Raw genomic sequence first — 17,690 nt, 5'->3', positions numbered from 1 at the left:
ATTAGATATAGAAATATTATTTGTTTTTTACATGAATAAGACTCATGAAGATAGTGCCGACAAATGCAAAGATAGAAGATATAACTAAAGCTTTCTCCCAATATCCCGCATCCAATAACCTCCCATAAGTTATGGCCGATAGGGCACTCCCTAAATAAAATGCAAGCTGTCGCACACTTGTGGATAAAAGTGTTCTTTCAGTAGAAAAACCAGTAATTGCTAGAGTATCTAAAAGTGGCATCAAACAATAATTTAGCAGTAATCTGATAAAATACAGTAAAATAAAAGTGACTACCGATATATGGAGTGACTGTAGATAAAGACATAAAGCGGTTAATATTCCAATGATCATTATAGTCGGCTTCAATGTAAGCTTATTAATAAGAAGTGGTGAAAATAACGCACCTACAATACTAATTATTTTATCAATGCTCATTATTAGAGATATTTCGCTCAAACTCATGGAATAAGCTAAATTAAATAAAACATTAACAAACCTAAATATTAATGTAATAGAAGCACCTAAAAATAAAGATGCTAAAAATAATTTAGATAAATTCCTCCATTCCATTTTATTTCCCCAGGTGAATTTTCTTGCATCATTCTCCGGTTCAGGAAGCCCGACAATAGATTTAAACCGAAAATAGATCATCAAAATTGAAGAAATAAAAGAAGTTAAAAGAATTAGCTGAAAACTTATTAGAGCCATTGATTTTAAATAATGAGTTATAAAACCAACTATTAGCGAGCCTATCATTGCCGCACCTAAATAAGCAACAAAAAAACAACAGAATAGTATTGTCCTACTTTCAGATTTAGTATTTGAACCAGTCAATGAATTACCCAAAGATAATAATGCAATCATACCTGAAAGTATTAATCCAAGTGTAATTGCACTTACCCATACAGAGGAAACTATTGGCAATAGAATGAATGGCACTGCGTAAATGAATGAAAAAATAATAAGTAGTTTTTTTTGAGACATACGTCTGCTTAGATATATCAATGGAATTACAACACCAGCCATCATACACATTGCAACCGCATAAATGTAACCAATTTTTGTTTTATCCACACCGCGAGCTTCTAGATAAAAATTATAAACCGTATCAAACATTCCATTACTTAATCCCATTAAGAATGTTGCAATAAGGAAATGGCGCACAGCAGGAGAAAACTGTTTGATATCCTCAAACATCTTCAGTCCCTTTTCTCGAATCTAGTAATAAAAAACCTGTGAATTCTTCAAATAAAGTCTCACCTTCTATCCATTCTCCGAATCCAGCATTGGTGTGAATATGACCAGCGTTATGAATAAAATGGGTCGTACAACCCCATAATTTTGCCAAATAAATTGCACGAGACTCACTTAAGTATTCATCATTATTGCTAAATATAAGCAACGACTTGGTATTTAGTGAACATAATGGTAATGGCCTCTGATTTTTAATCGGAGTAATCGCTATTTCAGAGTCAACATCTGCTGGAGCAACAAGAATTAATGCCTTTATCTTCTCGCAAGCGTTGAAAGCAGCCCATTGAGTAATGGCTACCGCGCCACAACTATGACCCAGAAGTACAATGTTTCCCTCAATATCATTAACTGCTTTATCTATTTTCTCGACCCATTCATACCGTGATGGATTATTCCAATCATCTTGTTGCACACGAATGACATTACTATATTTTCTTTCCATGTAGGATTGCCAATGACCCTTACCTGAATTTGTATATCCAGGAACAATGAGATATGTTGCATTCATGGGTTTTTATTTCTCTAGTTAGTAAGGAGAGAGGGAGGGATATCAATCCCAAAACGTTCAAACAGTAAATCTGACATCATATGTTTATTCGTAATACTTATGTTTGATGCGGAATATCCTTTTATTTCTGTAAATACGTTATTACGAATGCTAATCCTTCCCATTTCTTTCGGTAAGCTCACTACTACATTTTTATTGAGAAGGCTGTTTGAAGAGTGTAGAGTATAAAAATAAGCCATTTCCACATCTTGCTTGAGTGCTTCAATATCATGAAAAGAATATATGTTTTCCCAATTTTCATTTGGTTGGCTATTTTCTTTTACTGAAACAACCCAACCATGTTCATTGTGTCTTTCAACTTTTGAGGATAAAAATGGGTGTTCATGTAAATAACCATCAGATAATTTAAGTAAAGAGCGAGGACCTTTAGCTCCATAACCAATATCAAATATCCATTTGGCTCCATCTATATTTACAACAAAGAATTGGTGTGTGGCGGGTGTTATTTTAGGCGTTAAAGCTCTCCCTAATCTAATCCCGTAATTATAACCCAAATGCTTAAATACGGATTTTATTAAAATGGAAAGTTCAAAACACACTCCCCCTCGGTTACTATAAATAATTCTTTTCATAACATCCTGATCAGATATAAACTCTAAAGCGTTCCGTTTCATATCTATATTTTCAAATGGAATTAAATAAAAATGAGCATGATGCAGCCTGAATAAAAACTCGAGTTTTGACAATTCAGAGGGGGAAACATTCAATCTTCTAAGATATTCATTCACGTAATTATTCATACCAGTAAAACTCCATTTTTAATTATTGGTAGTAACTAAAAAAAAGAAAAAAGATATCTAACCTTATTAATAAACAATTAATATTTTTTCTAATCTTAATGTAAACAAGGTATGTTAAAAATATTAATTTCCGCAACACTTTTGTTCATACAGTAAGAATCTTTATTTCTAGTAATTAATGTATTTATTTTTTCCTTTTAATAACAATTAATTGAAATCGTTACTCATAAATTGAATAATTAGAATTCAAAGCTTAACTATAAATCAAACGAGTAATTGAGTATTTTCAACACGATAATTTATTTTTTCATCTGCTATTCGTCATTGGTACAGGTGGAGTCAGTTTTATTATGACCATTTACTCACTTCCGTAGTTCCGATATACCTACTACTCAGACTCAATAACAGACTCAAAAGAAACTTACCTTTGAAGGCCTATCTGGCTTTAACATGTACCAATCGATATTAAGTACGTTGTTCCACACTATAAAGAACGACGATATGGTGAATGTCCGATATGACTAGGAATGTGATCGCTTGATCATCCACACAGGTAAAAACAGCCTAGGCACTATTGAAGAGTATTGCAATACCTAATGGATAAAAATCAAATTAAAAAATCTGACTCCAGTTGAATACTGAAATTAGGCCTTACAAGCCATTTAACTAAAAGTATCAACTTTATAGAGTCACTTCAAAGACAACCTTTAAATTTATGTCTACTATTCAGTAAGCCTTCTGATACATAAATTTTATAGATGAAATATAAATGGAAAATAAACTTAACCAATTCATACAACATGCAATAGCAAGTCAACCTATTAGTGGTACCTCTCTCATTAGCTCACTATATGGTGATGCTTTGCACCATCGTGGTGGCGAAGTGTGGTTAGGAAGCTTAACTAAGCTGTTAGAGCCGATGGGCTTTACTGATCGTTTTGTTCGAACTTCTGTTTTCCGCTTACAAAAAGAAGGTTGGCTTGATACAGAAAAAATCGGCCGTCGCAGCTATTACCGTATTTCTGAGCGCGGGCAAAGCCGATTTCGCCGTGCAGAAAATAAAATTTATCTCGCAGAGCAGCCTGATTGGGATGGAAAGTGGGACTTACTTCTTCTTGAAACCGCTGAAAAAGACGAAAAAATCAGGCTAAAAAAAGAACTGAGCTGGCTTGGTTTCGGGCAGTTTAATTCATCACTTATGGCGGCACCAAGCTGTGCACAAAGTGATGTACCGACGTTACTCAATGAACTCAATGCGACGGAAAATGTCATTTATTTTCACGCAGATTACCCCTATAGCCGCTCAGAAAAAAACCTCAAAGAACTGGTTTCCCATGCTTGGTCTTTGCAAGAAATTTCAGAACACTATCACCAATTTATTTCATTATTTAGGCCACTCGCATTACTGCTTAAAGAAAATATTGATGTGCAAATTTCCCCGGAACACAGCTTTCAATTACGTTTATTGCTGATCCATTTCTATCGCCGTGTCACGTTAAAAGACCCGTTATTGCCAGACGAACTCCTCCCTATACAATGGGAAGGCCATATTGCTCGCCATCTTTGCACCAATATTTATCAACGCATTGATCAAGCGGCAACCCAATATGTTTCTGAACAGTGCGAAACCACGGTAGGCGAACTTCCTCAACCATCCAGCGCTTACTATCGCCGCTTTGGTGGTGTACTCCGAGACCTCGCAGCCTAAAACCTCTATTACAGGAGCCCATATGCCTTTTTATCAAATCGATGGCATTACGCCAGTCGTCAGCCCTGAAAGTTTTGTCCACCCTACTGCGGTAGTGATTGGAGATGTGATTATTGGTAAAAATGTTTATATTGGGCCAAATGCCAGTTTACGTGGCGATTTTGGCCGATTGATTATCAAAGATGGTGCAAACGTGCAAGATAACTGCGTAATGCATGGCTTCCCGCAATATGAAACCCTCATTGAAGAAAATGGGCATATTGGCCATGGTGCTATTTTACATGGCTGCCATATCAAACGTAACGCCTTGGTTGGGATGAACAGTGTGATTATGGATGGTGCGGTGATTGGGGAAAACTCAATTGTCGGTGCCTGTGCTTTCGTCAAGGCTGAAACAATATTTCCTGATAATAGCCTTATCGTAGGAACACCGGCCAAAGTGCTACGCGCGCTATCGGAAAAAGAGATTGCGTGGAAAACCAGCGGAACCAAAGATTATCAAAACTTAGTCACACGCTGCTTAAACACCTTTAAAGAAGTCGAGCCGCTTCAAGAAATCGAAGCAAACCGGCCGGCCCTACATTTCGAAAATATTATTCCTAAATCCCAGTTATAAGCTAGATGGGGCGAAACATACGTTGCCCCATCTCTCAATTATTTTGCCTTGCTACCAAATGGCGGCTTAGCAAACCAAACCGTAATAATCAGTGCAATAAAGACCCAGCCGCAGAGCCAGAAAATTTCATTGGCAGCAATGATTAATCCTTGGTTAGTAATTTGCTGGGCAATAAAGCCGGAGGTCTGTTCATTACTCAATCCATGAGTTGCCATTTCTTGATACATCCCTAAAGATTCAGGATTGTAATCGGTAATAAATTCCGTTAATTGGCTATGATGCACGGCTTCTCTATCGCTCCACAACGTTGTAGTAATGGAAGTCCCTATTGAACCCGCTAAGGTACGGAAGAAGTTGGCTAAGCTCGACGCGGAAGCGAGTTTTTCCGGCGGGAGGCCTGAAAGGGTTAATGTGGTCAGTGGCATAAAGAAACAAGCTACTGCCATCCCTTGTACCAATTGCGGCCAAACCACAGCAGAAAAGCCCATATCCGGTTCAAACGTATACGCTCGCCAGAAGAAACAAATCGCATAGAATACAAAGCTAAAGGTCACTATCCAGCGAATATCAAGAAAATCGGATAATTTCGCCACAGGAGCCGAGAACAACACTGGCAATAAGCCAATGGGCGCCAATGCTAGCCCTGCCCAGGTTGCTGTATAGCCATACACTTCCTGTAAGAGTTGCGGCAACAATACAATAGCGCCGAAATAGGCCATATATGCCAAACTGACAGAAATCGTCCCGATAGTAAAATTGCGCGATTTAAATAACGATAATTCGACAATTGGGTTTTTATCAGTAAGTTCCCAAATCACGAGGAAGACCAATGCAATCGCGGAAACAACGGCTAAGATAACAATTTCATTCGACGCCAACCATCCCAGTTCCTTCCCTTTATCGAGCAGAACTTGTAAGCAACCAACGCCCACCGAAAGTAGCGCCAAACCAATCACATTGAATGGGACTTTCACGATCTTCGACTCCATCCCTTTTAGGATAATAGAGCCAACAATAATGACGAAAATTCCCAAAGGCACATTCATAAAGAATATCCATCCCCAATGGAAATTATCACTAATATAACCACCGAAAATAGGACCGAACACTGGGGCTAAAATAATGGTCATCGACCAAAATGCTAACGCCATATTTTGCATTTTCGGCGGGTAGCAACGCATGATAAGGCTTTGCGAAAGCGGGATCACTGGCCCTGCAACAGCACCTTGCAATACACGGTATAAAATCAGCATACCAAGGCTATCAGAAAACCCACAAAGTAATGAAAATAATGTGAAAAGTGCCGTTGCCCATAAGAAAACACGGATTTCACCAAAACGCTTCGCTAAGTAACCTGAAATCGCAATAGAAATCGCATTCGATACGCCAAACGAGGTAATGACCCAGGTTCCTTGTGACATGGAAACCCCGAGATCACCAGCTATAGTCGGGATAGCCACGTTAGCAATCGTGGAATCAAGCACCTGCATGAAAGTTGCAAGGGACAACGCAATCGTTGCCCATACCAGTTTTGCACCCTTAAGTGGTTGAATATCTGCCACAACGGCTCCTTTCAAGCTAGTCTGCGTTATCGCTGATAATGGTGTCGATGATGTGGTCGACATCACTTAAGTTTAAGACCAACACATCACTTTCAAATGCCGGTACTGTACGCTGAACTTCCGCTAACACAGGGCCATTTTGGTCTTTAATATCTATCGTGACATTCATAGACAACCCAATGCGTAATGGATGCTTCGCCACTTGCTCAGGGTCTAATTCAACACGGACAGGCAAACGCTGTACAACTTTAATCCAGTTCCCTGTCGCGTTTTGGGCGGGTAATAATGAAAAAGCACTACCGGTTCCCATATCAAGCCCAACAACAGTGCCGTTATAAACGATATCTTCTCCGTAAAAATCACTATTGATAGTCACGGGTTGCCCAATACGGACTTTTTCCAGTTGGGTTTCTTTGAAGTTTGCATCTACCCAAACAGGCTGGACAGGCACAATGGCCATTAAAGAGCTCTGTGGGCTGACTTGAGAACCAACTTGTACATTACGCCGTGAAACATACCCCGTCATCGGGCTTTTAATTTCAGTACGTTGTAAGTTTATCCACGCACTGCGTACGCTATCAGCTGCTTGCTGAATTGCCGGTTGCTTTTTAAGCTCCGTGTTGCGCAGCAATGCACGGTTAGCATTATATTGTTGAATTGAAATATCCAGAGCCGCCTGCGCAAGTTGTACGGCTTCTTGGGAGTGCTGTAGGTCTTCCTTCGAAATAGTTCCGCTACGCCCTAGCGCCACACGACGTTGATAATCTTTTTGCGCTTGCGCAAGTGTCACCCGGTTTTTTTGAATTTGCGCTTGATACTCATCACCATTGATATACAGCTCTTTGGTTTTGCGCACAGTTGTTGCTAAATCATGTTTGGCTTGTTCAAATGCCAATCGGGCATTAGTTTTATCCAATACAACCAATACGTCACCCGCTTTTACCAAGTCGGTATTTTCAAAGTTAACTTGAGTAACATTACCCGTTGTTTGCGCAACTATCGGTATCTGCAAACCAGATACATAGGCGTCATCGGTATATTCTTGAAAGCGTAAAACTAAAAACCAATAAACACCATAGGCTACAAATAATAGAACGATAATTATTGTGGCTATCACCATCCATATTGTTCTACGTTTTTCATTGGTCGTTTTTTGATTGTGTATTTCTGAATGGGTTTCTTGACTCATAATAACTCTCAAGGTCTGAAATCAATATTAATTCTCCCTCTATATTTACGAAGTATATGTAATAAAGCAATAGCTAATAATTTACGATTAAATTAATCCTAACAAAAAACAACTAATTCATTGATATAAAACAAGTAATTACAAACAAGCCGAATTGAACATTAAATTGATTTTTATTATCAACTTAATCAAATCCATTCTTAATTAGATTAATGGGAAGAATTAAAAATAAAAAATATTTAATTATATTTATTTTTGATAACAAATTACCATTCAATTACTGACATTCTTTTTTTGATGTAATAACCCTATTTATTAGGCCACTCTTATATTTTATTAACTTACAATTTTTATTTTTGGTCATACGAGTGAAATTGGCGTTTGATGAGTCGATAAAATATGGACTTAATGCAGTGCTTAATAGAGTGATAATGTGTACGGGTCAGTACTGGCCTTTCGGCCAGCTTTTATCCCTTTACTCATTGCGGTCTTCCTGTGTTAATAAGGCTAATGTAATGCTATTTACAGCGGTAACCGAACAAGTTAAACCTTAATTTTTCGTTAAACTAGACAAACGTGGTGACTGAAGAAAATACCGTAGGTGAAAATTCTTAGCTGAGATCAAATATTGCTCATAAATTAGTTAGCACATTATTTATTTTTGATATGTTTTAGTGATAGTATTCGCAAACAATATAATTATCATTCTCATTTATATTTACTAGGGATAACTATGACTTCGCAATATCACTACACCCTTATTGCCGCCGGTGTTTGTGCGGCTTTATCTTCATTTAGCGCTACAGCAGCAGACAGTAAAACAGATACTATGGTCGTCAGTGCGTCAGGCTTCTCACAACAACTGCGTGATGCTCCAGCTAGCGTGACCGTGATCAGTGCAGACCAACTACAAAACAAACCTGTTCGTGACCTCGCCGATGCGGTTAAAGACGTAGAAGGGGGTGAGTATCGTTGGTGCTGCCAATAAACAAGATATTAATATCCGCGGCTTACCCGGCGAATATACGTTGATATTGGTCGATGGGCGTCGTCAAAACAGCCGTGAATCACGTCCAAACGGCAGTGGTGGCTTTGAAGCGGGCTTTATGCCACCTGTTGAAGCGATTGAACGCATCGAAGTGATCCGTGGACCTATGTCCTCCCTGTATGGTTCTGATGCGATGGGTGGTGTTATCAATATCATCACCAAAAAAGTGACCAATGAATGGCACGGTAGTGTGACAACAGGCGCGATTATTCAAGAAAATAGCGATAGCGGTAATTCCACCGACGGTAACTTCTACCTATCAGGCCCATTAATTCAAGATAAACTCGGCCTGCAATTGTATGGTGGTGGGGATTACCGCCAAGAAGATAAAATTACTGACGGCCACTACAAAAAAGACAATAAAAGCTTAACCGCAAAACTGACGTTTACCCCGATGGAAAACCAAACTTTCTTATTAGAAGCAGGTAGAACCACTCAAGAAAGGGAAGAAAATCCAGGTAAGTCCCTTGCAGAATATGAAATGCGAGGAAAATCAAAGCAAGACAACAAGAAGACCCAAATCTATAATAATCGAAATCATGCTGCACTCACGTATAAAGGTGAATGGGATTCGTTTAATACTGAATTGAGTGTTTATCAAGAACAAACCAAAAGAAAAACCAAAACCGAGATTGAGATAGAAAATACAAATCCAAAACTTTTCGAATACCGCTATGAAGGCCGTGTACCTGAAATTACCAACACTGTCGTAGATGGTAAAGTTGTTGCGTTTTTACCGGACAATATCCTAACCGTTGGTGGTCAATACCAATACTCAAAACTCAAAGACAGCTCACTGGTTTCAAAAGGAAAGTTTGAAAATAACAGTATGAGTGTCGACCAATCCGCACTATTTATTGAAAACGAATTTACCGCAACCGAGGATCTTATTCTAACAGGCGGATTACGTTTAGATCACCATGAAACTTATGGTAACCACTGGAACCCTCGTGGTTATGCGGTTTATTATTTAACAGATGAAATCACCATTAAAGGTGGTGTTTCGTCTGCATTTCGTGCCCCAACGTTACGTGAAGTGAGTAAAGGTTATGGCACCTCCACTGAAGGTGGAAATGGGATTATTTATGGTAATCCAGACCTCAAACCGGAAAAAAGCGTCAGCGAAGAAATTGGTATCGTGTATAACCATGAATCAGGCTTTGATGCTAGCTTAACCTTCTTTAATACCGACTTTAAAAATAAATTAACCAGCTATGATACTGGTGAAAAAGATACGATTAAAGATCTCTCCATTTACAAATATGATAATGTGGGAAAAGCCAATATTAAAGGGGTCGAAGTCGCTACTAATATTCCTTTAGCTCAACGTTGGAAGCTCAGTATGAATTACACCTATACTGATTCAGAACGCAAAAGTGATGATGAAAAACTCAACAAAACTTTATCACTTAAAGGCTACCCGTTAGATAAAACACCAAAACATATGGCTAACGCAAAATTAGATTGGCAGTTTAACGAAGACCTCAATCTATATACTCGTGCGCAATATATCGGTGAGCAAGTATGGGCTGCACAACGTAATGGATCGAAAGTACCTCGTTACCGCAGTGGCTACACTACCATGGATGTAGGGGCAACTTACCAAGTATTTAAGAATACGAAACTGAACTTTGCGGTACTGAATATTGGTAATGAGAAAGGGCCTAAAATTGATAAAGTTGATGGCAACTGGGATGTTGAAGACGGACGCCGCTATTGGGCGAACGTTAACGTTAGTTTCTAATTAGCTCTGAGGGTGTGCCTGTTTCAGGTATACCCTCAAAAGTATGTGATTCGGGTTGCTGAGCGTAGTCAACACCCCTGCAGCTTGAAGGATGACGAGTATTGAATAAATTATTAATTTCCAGCTTATTATTATGTATGGCAAGCAGTGCATTCGCACGCCCTAGCCAGACTATCCCGAGTATGGACGAGCAAGTCAGCCAATTTTATGATATCCAACAAACAGATATGGCCTACGGTGACCGTGCGCTGCGCATATACAGTGCGGTACCCTATAATGTCACCGCACAACGCCCTGTCCTGTATATGCTTGATGGCAATGGCCTATACCCCAAAGCGGTTAATCGCGCAGTTGCAAAGCTCCCTGCGGATAAACTACCAATTATTATTGGAATTGGTTACCCCATCGACGAAGCCTTCCCAAAAGTATGGCGAACGCTCGATTATACCCCACCGGTTACGGGTGAGGATTTTAAACAAGGCGGGGGGTCCCCTGTACTGTACCAATTTTTAACTAGCACTATCCGCCCATGGGCAGAGCAGCAGTTTCCTATCGATAAAAGCAAACAAACCCTATTTGGCCATTCATTTGGTGGATTATTTACCTTGATGGCATACCAACAACAACCGGATGATTTTCAGTTTTATGTTTCGGCCAGCCCATCATTATGGTGGGGTAAAGGAAGTATGGTGGATTTAGCGAAACTGACGGCGAAACAAACGGCTTCCCCCTTATTTGTGACTTTAGGCGGTTTAGAAGAGAGCCCTGATTTATCCAAATTGAGCGCCGAACAAGTACAAAATTACCAAGCGCGCAAAAGTTGGATTAGCACACGCCAAGTTTGCACTGAAATTGCAAACCACCAAAGGCACTGTGAATTTACCTTATTCGATGGCAAAAACCACGGTTCAGTGATCCCTGATGCCATCGATAAAGCCCTTGATGTCGCTAGCCAATAAGACTAATTGATGGGTTTTAGAAGATCGCTGTAGAGATCTGCTAAAACCCCCTTTTCGCCAAATTCTTTGCGGATCCACTGTGTCACAAGCCCAGTCGCTGAGTGCTGTGTGGCGAGTAGCATATGGGAGTCTTGCCGCGGATTCTGAATTTGTTTCGTTACCAACAAGCCATGTTTAACATGTTCTTTGATCATATAATCCGGTAAGAAACCAATCCCCTCACCGAGTATCTGGCACTGGCATTTAGTGTTAAAATCAGGAACTTGAATTGCTTCTTGTCCATGTAATAGCCAGCCTACTCGCTTGTTAATGGTATGCGCAGTGTCCTCTACCATAATATTTGGATAGAGGCGCAATTGGCTCTCAGCGATGGGCTCTGGCATCAGCGCTAATGGGTGACTTGCTGCGATAGCAAATTGCCAATGAATTGCACCGATTTCAGTGTAGTCAATTCCACCGCCATCCATCAACGTACCCGGAGCACCAATCGCAATATCCGCATGATTATTAATAATGGCATCCCAAACCCCATTATATACCTCTGTTGTCACGGTGATATGGCAGGTAGCAAATTGTTTTTTTAATATTTGCAGTAACTTAGCGGTATGATACGGCGTATATAATAACTGATTAATACAAATACGCACCCGCGCTTCAATACCTTGCTCAATAGAGTAAATACTTTTTTGAATAGAATGGAAATTATTAAGTAAGTCGGTCGCTTTACGATAAAAATAATAACCCGCTTCTGTGAGTTCAATATTACGGGTATTACGAATAAACAATGCGACATCTAAATAAGTTTCAATACGTTTGATGGTATAACTTACCGCAGAGGTGGTCACGCCTAATTCTTCCGCGGCTTTACTAAAACTCGCAAACTTGGCTGCTGTTGTGTAAGTCAGTAAGTTTTCTTCCGTAAAAATTGAGTTCATACCCACCGCCAAAATGTTTAAAATTTAGACAAATCATGTTTTTATGTGAATAAAATTCAATAACGCAAAAATCGGATTATTTTTCGAGCATATTTTTATAGCTTAACAGAATTACTAACAACTGGAATAGATTAAATTTGATATGTATTCCCCCTAGGTAAAAACCGTACATTTAACGTCACTATTAATATTCGAAATACTTAATATTATTGAATTTAATAGGCAAACCAAGCATTAACATTCGACACAGTCGAGATCAATAAAATTACAAATTTAACAAATTAAAAACTTTCAATTTGATGTCTATCACAGAACTGAGTAAATCATGACTTTCGATTTTAATTAACAAAATAAATCATACAATTTTGTTCATAAAACAGTCACAAACCATCAAAAAACGATAAAAAAGGATGCTCGTACGCACAAAAAAGCCGGATTATTGAATTGAATTCAACAATCAAACGCCTCATTGATGAATTAAATTTAAATGGATTCTTTTTATTAATGACAATTGCTATGCTTTAAACATCATAAATAATCTTCAAATTGTCTTTATCTATGTTGGTAATAAAAACCAACCTAAGGGGAAAATGATGACCGCTAGTACTCTCGCTCACGACTTTTTAACTGCAGCTGAAAAAGGACAATTAGAAATATTAAAAAGTTGTCTTGAAAAAGGTGTGGATATTAATACCACCAACCGCCAAGGCCGCACGGCAATTGTTAATGCAAGCCTGAATAAACATTATGAATGTGTTTCTTTTCTAATTAATGCAGGGGCGGATATTAATAAACAAGACCAAACCTGTTTTAACCCTTTCTTATTAAGCTGCCTTAATGATGACCTCACATTGTTACGCATTGTTTTACCTGCAAAACCAAATTTAGATTTATTAACCCGTTTTGGTGGCGTGGGTATTACACCTGCAAGTGAAAAAGGCCACGTGGAAATTGTTCGCGAATTACTTGAAAAAACCGAGATTAATGTTAACCACACCAACTTCGTGGGCTGGACACCACTATTAGAAGCTATCGTGCTCAATGACGGTGGCGAAAAACAACAGCAAATCGTTAAATTGCTATTAGACCATGGTGCAAACCCACATATGACTGATAAATATGGTAAAAAGCCATTAGAGTTAGCGCGTGAAAAGGGTTACAACGAAATTGTAGAGCTGCTGATTGCCGCGGGCGCATAATTAAACCATATACTCTAAATCATTCGGGTTGCTGAGTGAAGTTAACACCCATGTAATTTGAAGTATGGTGAGTATAGATAAGGAGGCATGTGAACGCATCCATATCTCATCGGCAAAGGTTATACGGGCTAACGGCTGATACACATTTTCTCAATTTGTTTCATCAGCCACAACCCCAAGGAACAGTAGAACAAGTTTTTAATAAAGCCATTAACTTTTCTATTGATAATGAACTTTATACTTTGCTTTGTTCTCAGTTAGATAATGCACCAAATAGTTGCCGACTAATCAATAAAGACTTTTCTCTTTTCGATATTAAAGAAGGAGAGAACATTAATTTATCAAATAAAGAAATATTGATTGGTAGTCATTATTTAATATCATTTTCTTTATGTAAAGAATGGCGGCAACCTGTTATCAACTTTAGCGATAACAAACTGAAAAAATTAAATTATTTATTATATATCGAAGAACAAATAAGTAATTTGGATCTAATCTTAACTGAAAATGAAAATTCTCTATTTAAATATCAGGGAGATAACTTTTTTTATCTCTCTATGACAGCGCAATTGGTTCAATTACGTTCTGAATTGATTGAATCAATAATTAAGAAAAACAAAGAAAATGTTATCGATGTGATCCGCCAGCTTGTTGGATTAGGTATCGGGCTAACACCATCAGGAGATGATTACTTAGTTGGGTTAATGGCATTTTTATTATTAACCGGTCATCCGGCTGCCACTTTTTACCCTGAGTTTTATCAAGGAATAACCCAAAGCCTCAGCCAGACGACACCAATTAGTGCCATCACATTGGAAAAAGCGTTAAACCAAGAATATCGAGAAAATATGCAGCAATTAATTCAATCATTAGTTGATGCGAAAGAAACATATATTTATCCACAAATTCTAGAGATTTTAAATATCGGGTCGAGTTCTGGCAGCGACATGCTATTTGGCTTGCGAGATGCCCTGTATATCACCCATTATTTCGGAGAAAACTATGTCGACTAAAGTTGTCATAAAAAAGAATACTTATTTTGATTCCGTATCACTGATGTCTATTTCGACAAAAGCCAATCAGCTCGACAATGTTGAACAAGCGTTTGTCGCGATGGCAACAGAGATGAATAAAGGCGTTTTACGTAATTTAGGGTTACTAACACCTGAATTAGAAGAGGCCAAAAATGGCGATTTAATGATTGTCATTAAAGGCCCAAGCGATGAAGCAAACGATGCCACATTAATTGCTATCGAAGACTTATTTAATAAGAAAAATCAGGGTGGTGGGCAACATGAAGCCAAATACGCCACCATTAATTCAGCGAAGACGCATATCCCAGATGCCAACCTCGCCGTCATTTCAGTCAATGGTCAGTTTGCTGCTCGTGAAGCGCGCATTGCGTTAGAAAATGACCTCAACGTCATGCTGTTTTCCGATAACGTTTCCATTGAAGATGAACTTGCCCTTAAACAATTGGCTAGCAAGAAAGGTTTGCTGATGATGGGCCCAGACTGCGGAACCGCCATTATCAACGGAACTGCGCTGTGCTTTGGTAATAGCGTTCGCCGTGGCAGCATTGGCATCATCGGTGCATCCGGTACGGGTAGCCAAGAACTCAGCGTCCGTATTCACGAATTTGGCGCAGGCGTTTCCCAATTAATTGGTACCGGTGGTCGTGATTTAAGCGAGAAGATTGGCGGTATCATGATGATTGATGCTCTGAAAATGCTTGATGCCGATGATGAAACTCAAGTTATCACATTGATTTCTAAGCCACCAGCCCCTGCTGTTGCGAAGAAAGTGCTAGAACAAGCGGAAAAATGCCACAAGCCCGTTGTCGTGTGTTTCTTAGGTAGCCAGCCACTACCAGAAGACAAACCGGGTCTGACATTCGCCCAAGGCACCAAAGAAGCCGCACTGAAAGCCGTTCTACTAACGGGTATTCGTAAAGAAGATTTAGATTTACATCCTCTTAATTTACCCCTGATTGATGAAGTCAGAGCAAAACTGAAACCTGAGCAGAAATATATTCGTGGCTTATTCTGCGGTGGAACGCTATGTGACGAAGCCATGTTTGCCGCGCTAGAAAAGTACGATGATGTTTACAGCAATATTCAGCCAAACCCTGACTATCGCTTAAAAGACCTCAATAAAAGTATTGCGCACACTTTCCTCGACTTCGGTGATGATGACTTTACCAACGGTAAACCACACCCAATGATCGACCCAACCAACCGTATTGAACGTTTACTGCAAGAAGCTCGTGATCCTGAAGTTGGCGTCATTATGATGGACTTTGTTTTAGGCTTTGGTTCTCACGAAGACCCTGTGGGCGTGATGATCGATGCAATTAAAGAAGCGAAGAATATTGCCAAGCAAGATGGCCGTGAATTAGAAATTTTAGGCTATGTATTGGGCACCGATCAAGATACGCCATCGATGGATGCGCAAGTCAAAATGCTAACTGATGCCGGAGTCATCTGGGCAAGTAGCAGCACCAATACGGGTTTATTAGGGCGTGAGTTTGTATGGAAAGGGGAGAAAGCATAATGACTTCATTATTTAAACAGCCATTAAGTGTGATTAACGTTGGCATCGAAATGTTCAGCGATGACTTGAAAAAACAACATGTTCCGGTCACGCATTTAAACTGGACGCCTCCAGGACAAGGCAACGTTGCTGTCATTCGCGCCCTAGACCAGATTGAAGGTAATGCGGCACTACAAGAAAAAATTGCGGCGGCTAATGCCCAAGCACTTGAGCGCATTATTCAATCTCAGCCTGTGTTAATCGGTTACGACCAAGCGATTAACGTAGTTCCAGGTATGACCAAAAATACCATCCTGCACGCAGGCCCACCTGTTGCTTGGAAAGATATGTGTGGCGCCATGAAAGGTGCGGTGACTGGTGCACTGGTTTTCGAAGGCTTGGCAAAAGATTTAGCCGATGCAGAACGCGTTGCGGCTTCTGGGGAAATCATTTTCTCTCCTTGCCATGAACATGATTGCGTTGGCTCGATGGCTGGCGTCACTTCAGCATCGATGTTTATGCATATCGTTGAAAATAAAACCTATGGTAACCGTGCATTCACTAACCTCAGTGAGCAAATGGCGAAAATCCTGCGCATGGGTGCCAATGACCAAAGCGTCATTGACCGATTAAATTGGATGCGTGATGTCTTAGGTCCAATGCTACGCGACGCAATGAAAATCGTTGGTGAAATCGACCTGCGCTTAATGTTAGCCCAAGCATTGCATATGGGAGACGAGTGCCATAACCGTAACAATGCAGGAACAACCTTACTTATCCAAGCGCTCACGACTGGGATCATTCAAACTGATTTCTCTGTCGCACAACAAAAAGAAGTCTTTGATTTTGTTGCAAGCAGCGATTACTTCTCCGGTCCAACGTGGATGGCGATGTGTAAAGCTTCGATGGATGCCGCTCACGGTATCGAATACAGCACCGTTGTCACCACCATGGCGCGTAATGGCTATGAGTTTGGCTTACGTATCAGTGGGTTACCGGGTCAATGGTTCACAGGACCTTCTCAGCAAGTTATCGGTCCGATGTTTGCAGGTTACAAACCAGAAGACTCTGGTTTAGATATCGGTGACTCTGCAATCACAGAAACCTACGGTATTGGTGGTTTTGCTATGGCAACAGCCCCCGCTATCGTGGCACTGGTGGGGGGTACGGTAGAAGAAGCCGTCGACTTCTCCCGCCAGATGCGTGAAATCACGTTAGGTGAAAACCCGAATGTCACTATTCCATTACTAGGCTTTATGGGTATTCCTACAGCCATTGATATTACGAAAGTTTCAGCCAGTGGTATTTTACCTGTCATCAACACGGCCATTGCCCATAAAGACGCGGGTATCGGTATGATTGGAGCAGGTATTGTTCACCCACCGTTTGATTGCTTTGAAAAAGCTATGCTGTCTTACGCGCAGAAATACGCGTAGTTTCCAGTCATAAAAAATAACGCCCATCTTCGGATGGGCAATAAGAATAAAACGAATACCCTGATTGATTTTATTTGAAAAACAGTGCTGTAACTCAAAATATAGGAACATAACCTAAATAGTTTGAATTGCAGCTAGGCGGTAAGTAAACGAGGCCCTAGTCGCATATATAAGTATGCGGCTAGGCCGAGTGAATGCA

At 39.8% G+C, this 17,690-nt stretch carries 13 protein-coding genes and 1 pseudogene; 8 read left to right on the top strand and 6 right to left on the bottom strand.

Going from position 1 to position 17,690, the window contains the following annotated elements:
• Positions 1–16: 16 nt before the first annotated feature.
• The 3 genes from M1E86_RS00985 to M1E86_RS00975 are packed head-to-tail and all read right to left on the bottom strand — an operon-like array spanning position 17 to position 2,563.
• Complete coding sequence (locus tag M1E86_RS00985) at positions 17–1,198, bottom strand: MFS transporter (protein ID WP_213913511.1); 1,182 nt, start codon at positions 1,196–1,198, stop codon at positions 17–19.
• A complete protein-coding gene (locus M1E86_RS00980) occupies positions 1,191–1,763 on the bottom strand; it encodes an RBBP9/YdeN family alpha/beta hydrolase (protein WP_213913510.1) in 573 nt (190 codons plus the stop codon). The genes M1E86_RS00985 and M1E86_RS00980 overlap by 8 nt, the downstream gene beginning before the upstream one ends.
• A gap of 14 nt (positions 1,764–1,777) precedes the next feature.
• Positions 1,778–2,563: an arylamine N-acetyltransferase family protein gene (locus tag M1E86_RS00975; RefSeq protein ID WP_213913509.1), complete on the bottom strand. Its 786-nt coding sequence runs from the start codon at positions 2,561–2,563 to the stop codon at positions 1,778–1,780.
• A gap of 769 nt (positions 2,564–3,332) precedes the next feature.
• Here M1E86_RS00975 and paaX point away from each other — a divergent pair.
• Together paaX and paaY are read left to right on the top strand one after the other, a co-directional pair.
• On the top strand, positions 3,333–4,271 hold the full coding sequence (paaX, locus tag M1E86_RS00970; protein ID WP_125891783.1) for a phenylacetic acid degradation operon negative regulatory protein PaaX: 939 nt from the start codon (positions 3,333–3,335) through the stop codon (positions 4,269–4,271).
• Between the two features lie 22 nt (positions 4,272–4,293).
• A complete protein-coding gene (gene paaY / locus M1E86_RS00965) occupies positions 4,294–4,887 on the top strand; it encodes a phenylacetic acid degradation protein PaaY (protein ID WP_125891784.1) in 594 nt (197 codons plus the stop codon).
• A gap of 38 nt (positions 4,888–4,925) precedes the next feature.
• On the opposite strand, the gene M1E86_RS00960 is transcribed toward paaY, so the two are convergent.
• Both M1E86_RS00960 and emrA read right to left on the bottom strand, forming a co-directional pair.
• Positions 4,926–6,449, bottom strand: coding sequence for a DHA2 family efflux MFS transporter permease subunit (locus M1E86_RS00960; RefSeq protein ID WP_213913508.1), 1,524 nt, complete (start codon positions 6,447–6,449; stop codon positions 4,926–4,928).
• Between the two features lie 16 nt (positions 6,450–6,465).
• Positions 6,466–7,638, bottom strand: coding sequence for a multidrug efflux MFS transporter periplasmic adaptor subunit EmrA (gene emrA / locus M1E86_RS00955; protein WP_213913507.1), 1,173 nt, complete (start codon positions 7,636–7,638; stop codon positions 6,466–6,468).
• Between the two features lie 733 nt (positions 7,639–8,371).
• On the opposite strand from emrA, the pseudogene M1E86_RS00950 reads away from it, so the two are divergent.
• Positions 8,372–10,430: pseudogene (locus tag M1E86_RS00950) on the top strand (TonB-dependent receptor domain-containing protein).
• A 101-nt stretch (positions 10,431–10,531) separates the two neighbouring features.
• On the top strand, positions 10,532–11,389 hold the full coding sequence (locus M1E86_RS00945) for an alpha/beta hydrolase (protein WP_285317021.1): 858 nt from the start codon (positions 10,532–10,534) through the stop codon (positions 11,387–11,389).
• A gap of 2 nt (positions 11,390–11,391) precedes the next feature.
• Here M1E86_RS00945 and M1E86_RS00940 read toward each other — a convergent pair whose 3' ends face one another.
• Positions 11,392–12,324 (bottom strand): LysR substrate-binding domain-containing protein, encoded by a 933-nt coding sequence (locus M1E86_RS00940; protein WP_125891788.1) that lies wholly within the window; start codon positions 12,322–12,324, stop codon positions 11,392–11,394.
• A gap of 593 nt (positions 12,325–12,917) precedes the next feature.
• Here M1E86_RS00940 and M1E86_RS00935 point away from each other — a divergent pair.
• From M1E86_RS00935 to M1E86_RS00920, 4 genes are all read left to right on the top strand, one after another.
• Complete coding sequence (locus tag M1E86_RS00935; RefSeq protein ID WP_125891789.1) at positions 12,918–13,523, top strand: ankyrin repeat domain-containing protein; 606 nt, start codon at positions 12,918–12,920, stop codon at positions 13,521–13,523.
• Positions 13,524–13,612: 89 nt separating this feature from the next.
• Positions 13,613–14,536, top strand: a complete 924-nt coding sequence (locus M1E86_RS00930) for a DUF2877 domain-containing protein (protein WP_125891790.1) — start codon at positions 13,613–13,615, stop codon at positions 14,534–14,536.
• Positions 14,526–16,076: an acyl-CoA synthetase FdrA gene (gene fdrA / locus M1E86_RS00925; protein ID WP_213914458.1), complete on the top strand. Its 1,551-nt coding sequence runs from the start codon at positions 14,526–14,528 to the stop codon at positions 16,074–16,076. The genes M1E86_RS00930 and fdrA overlap by 11 nt, the downstream gene beginning before the upstream one ends.
• The gene (locus M1E86_RS00920) at positions 16,076–17,491 is read left to right on the top strand and encodes a DUF1116 domain-containing protein (RefSeq protein ID WP_125891792.1); all 1,416 of its coding nucleotides are present in this window, start codon (positions 16,076–16,078) and stop codon (positions 17,489–17,491) included. Before fdrA ends, M1E86_RS00920 begins: the two co-directional genes overlap by 1 nt.
• Positions 17,492–17,690 lie beyond the last annotated feature (199 nt).

The organism is Providencia sp. PROV200, from assembly GCF_049901995.1.
In the GTDB taxonomy this organism is placed as follows: domain Bacteria; phylum Pseudomonadota; class Gammaproteobacteria; order Enterobacterales; family Enterobacteriaceae; genus Providencia; species Providencia rettgeri_E.
The sequence above is the reverse complement of the archived record's forward strand: the minus strand, read 5'-3'. Positions and strand labels throughout refer to the sequence as shown.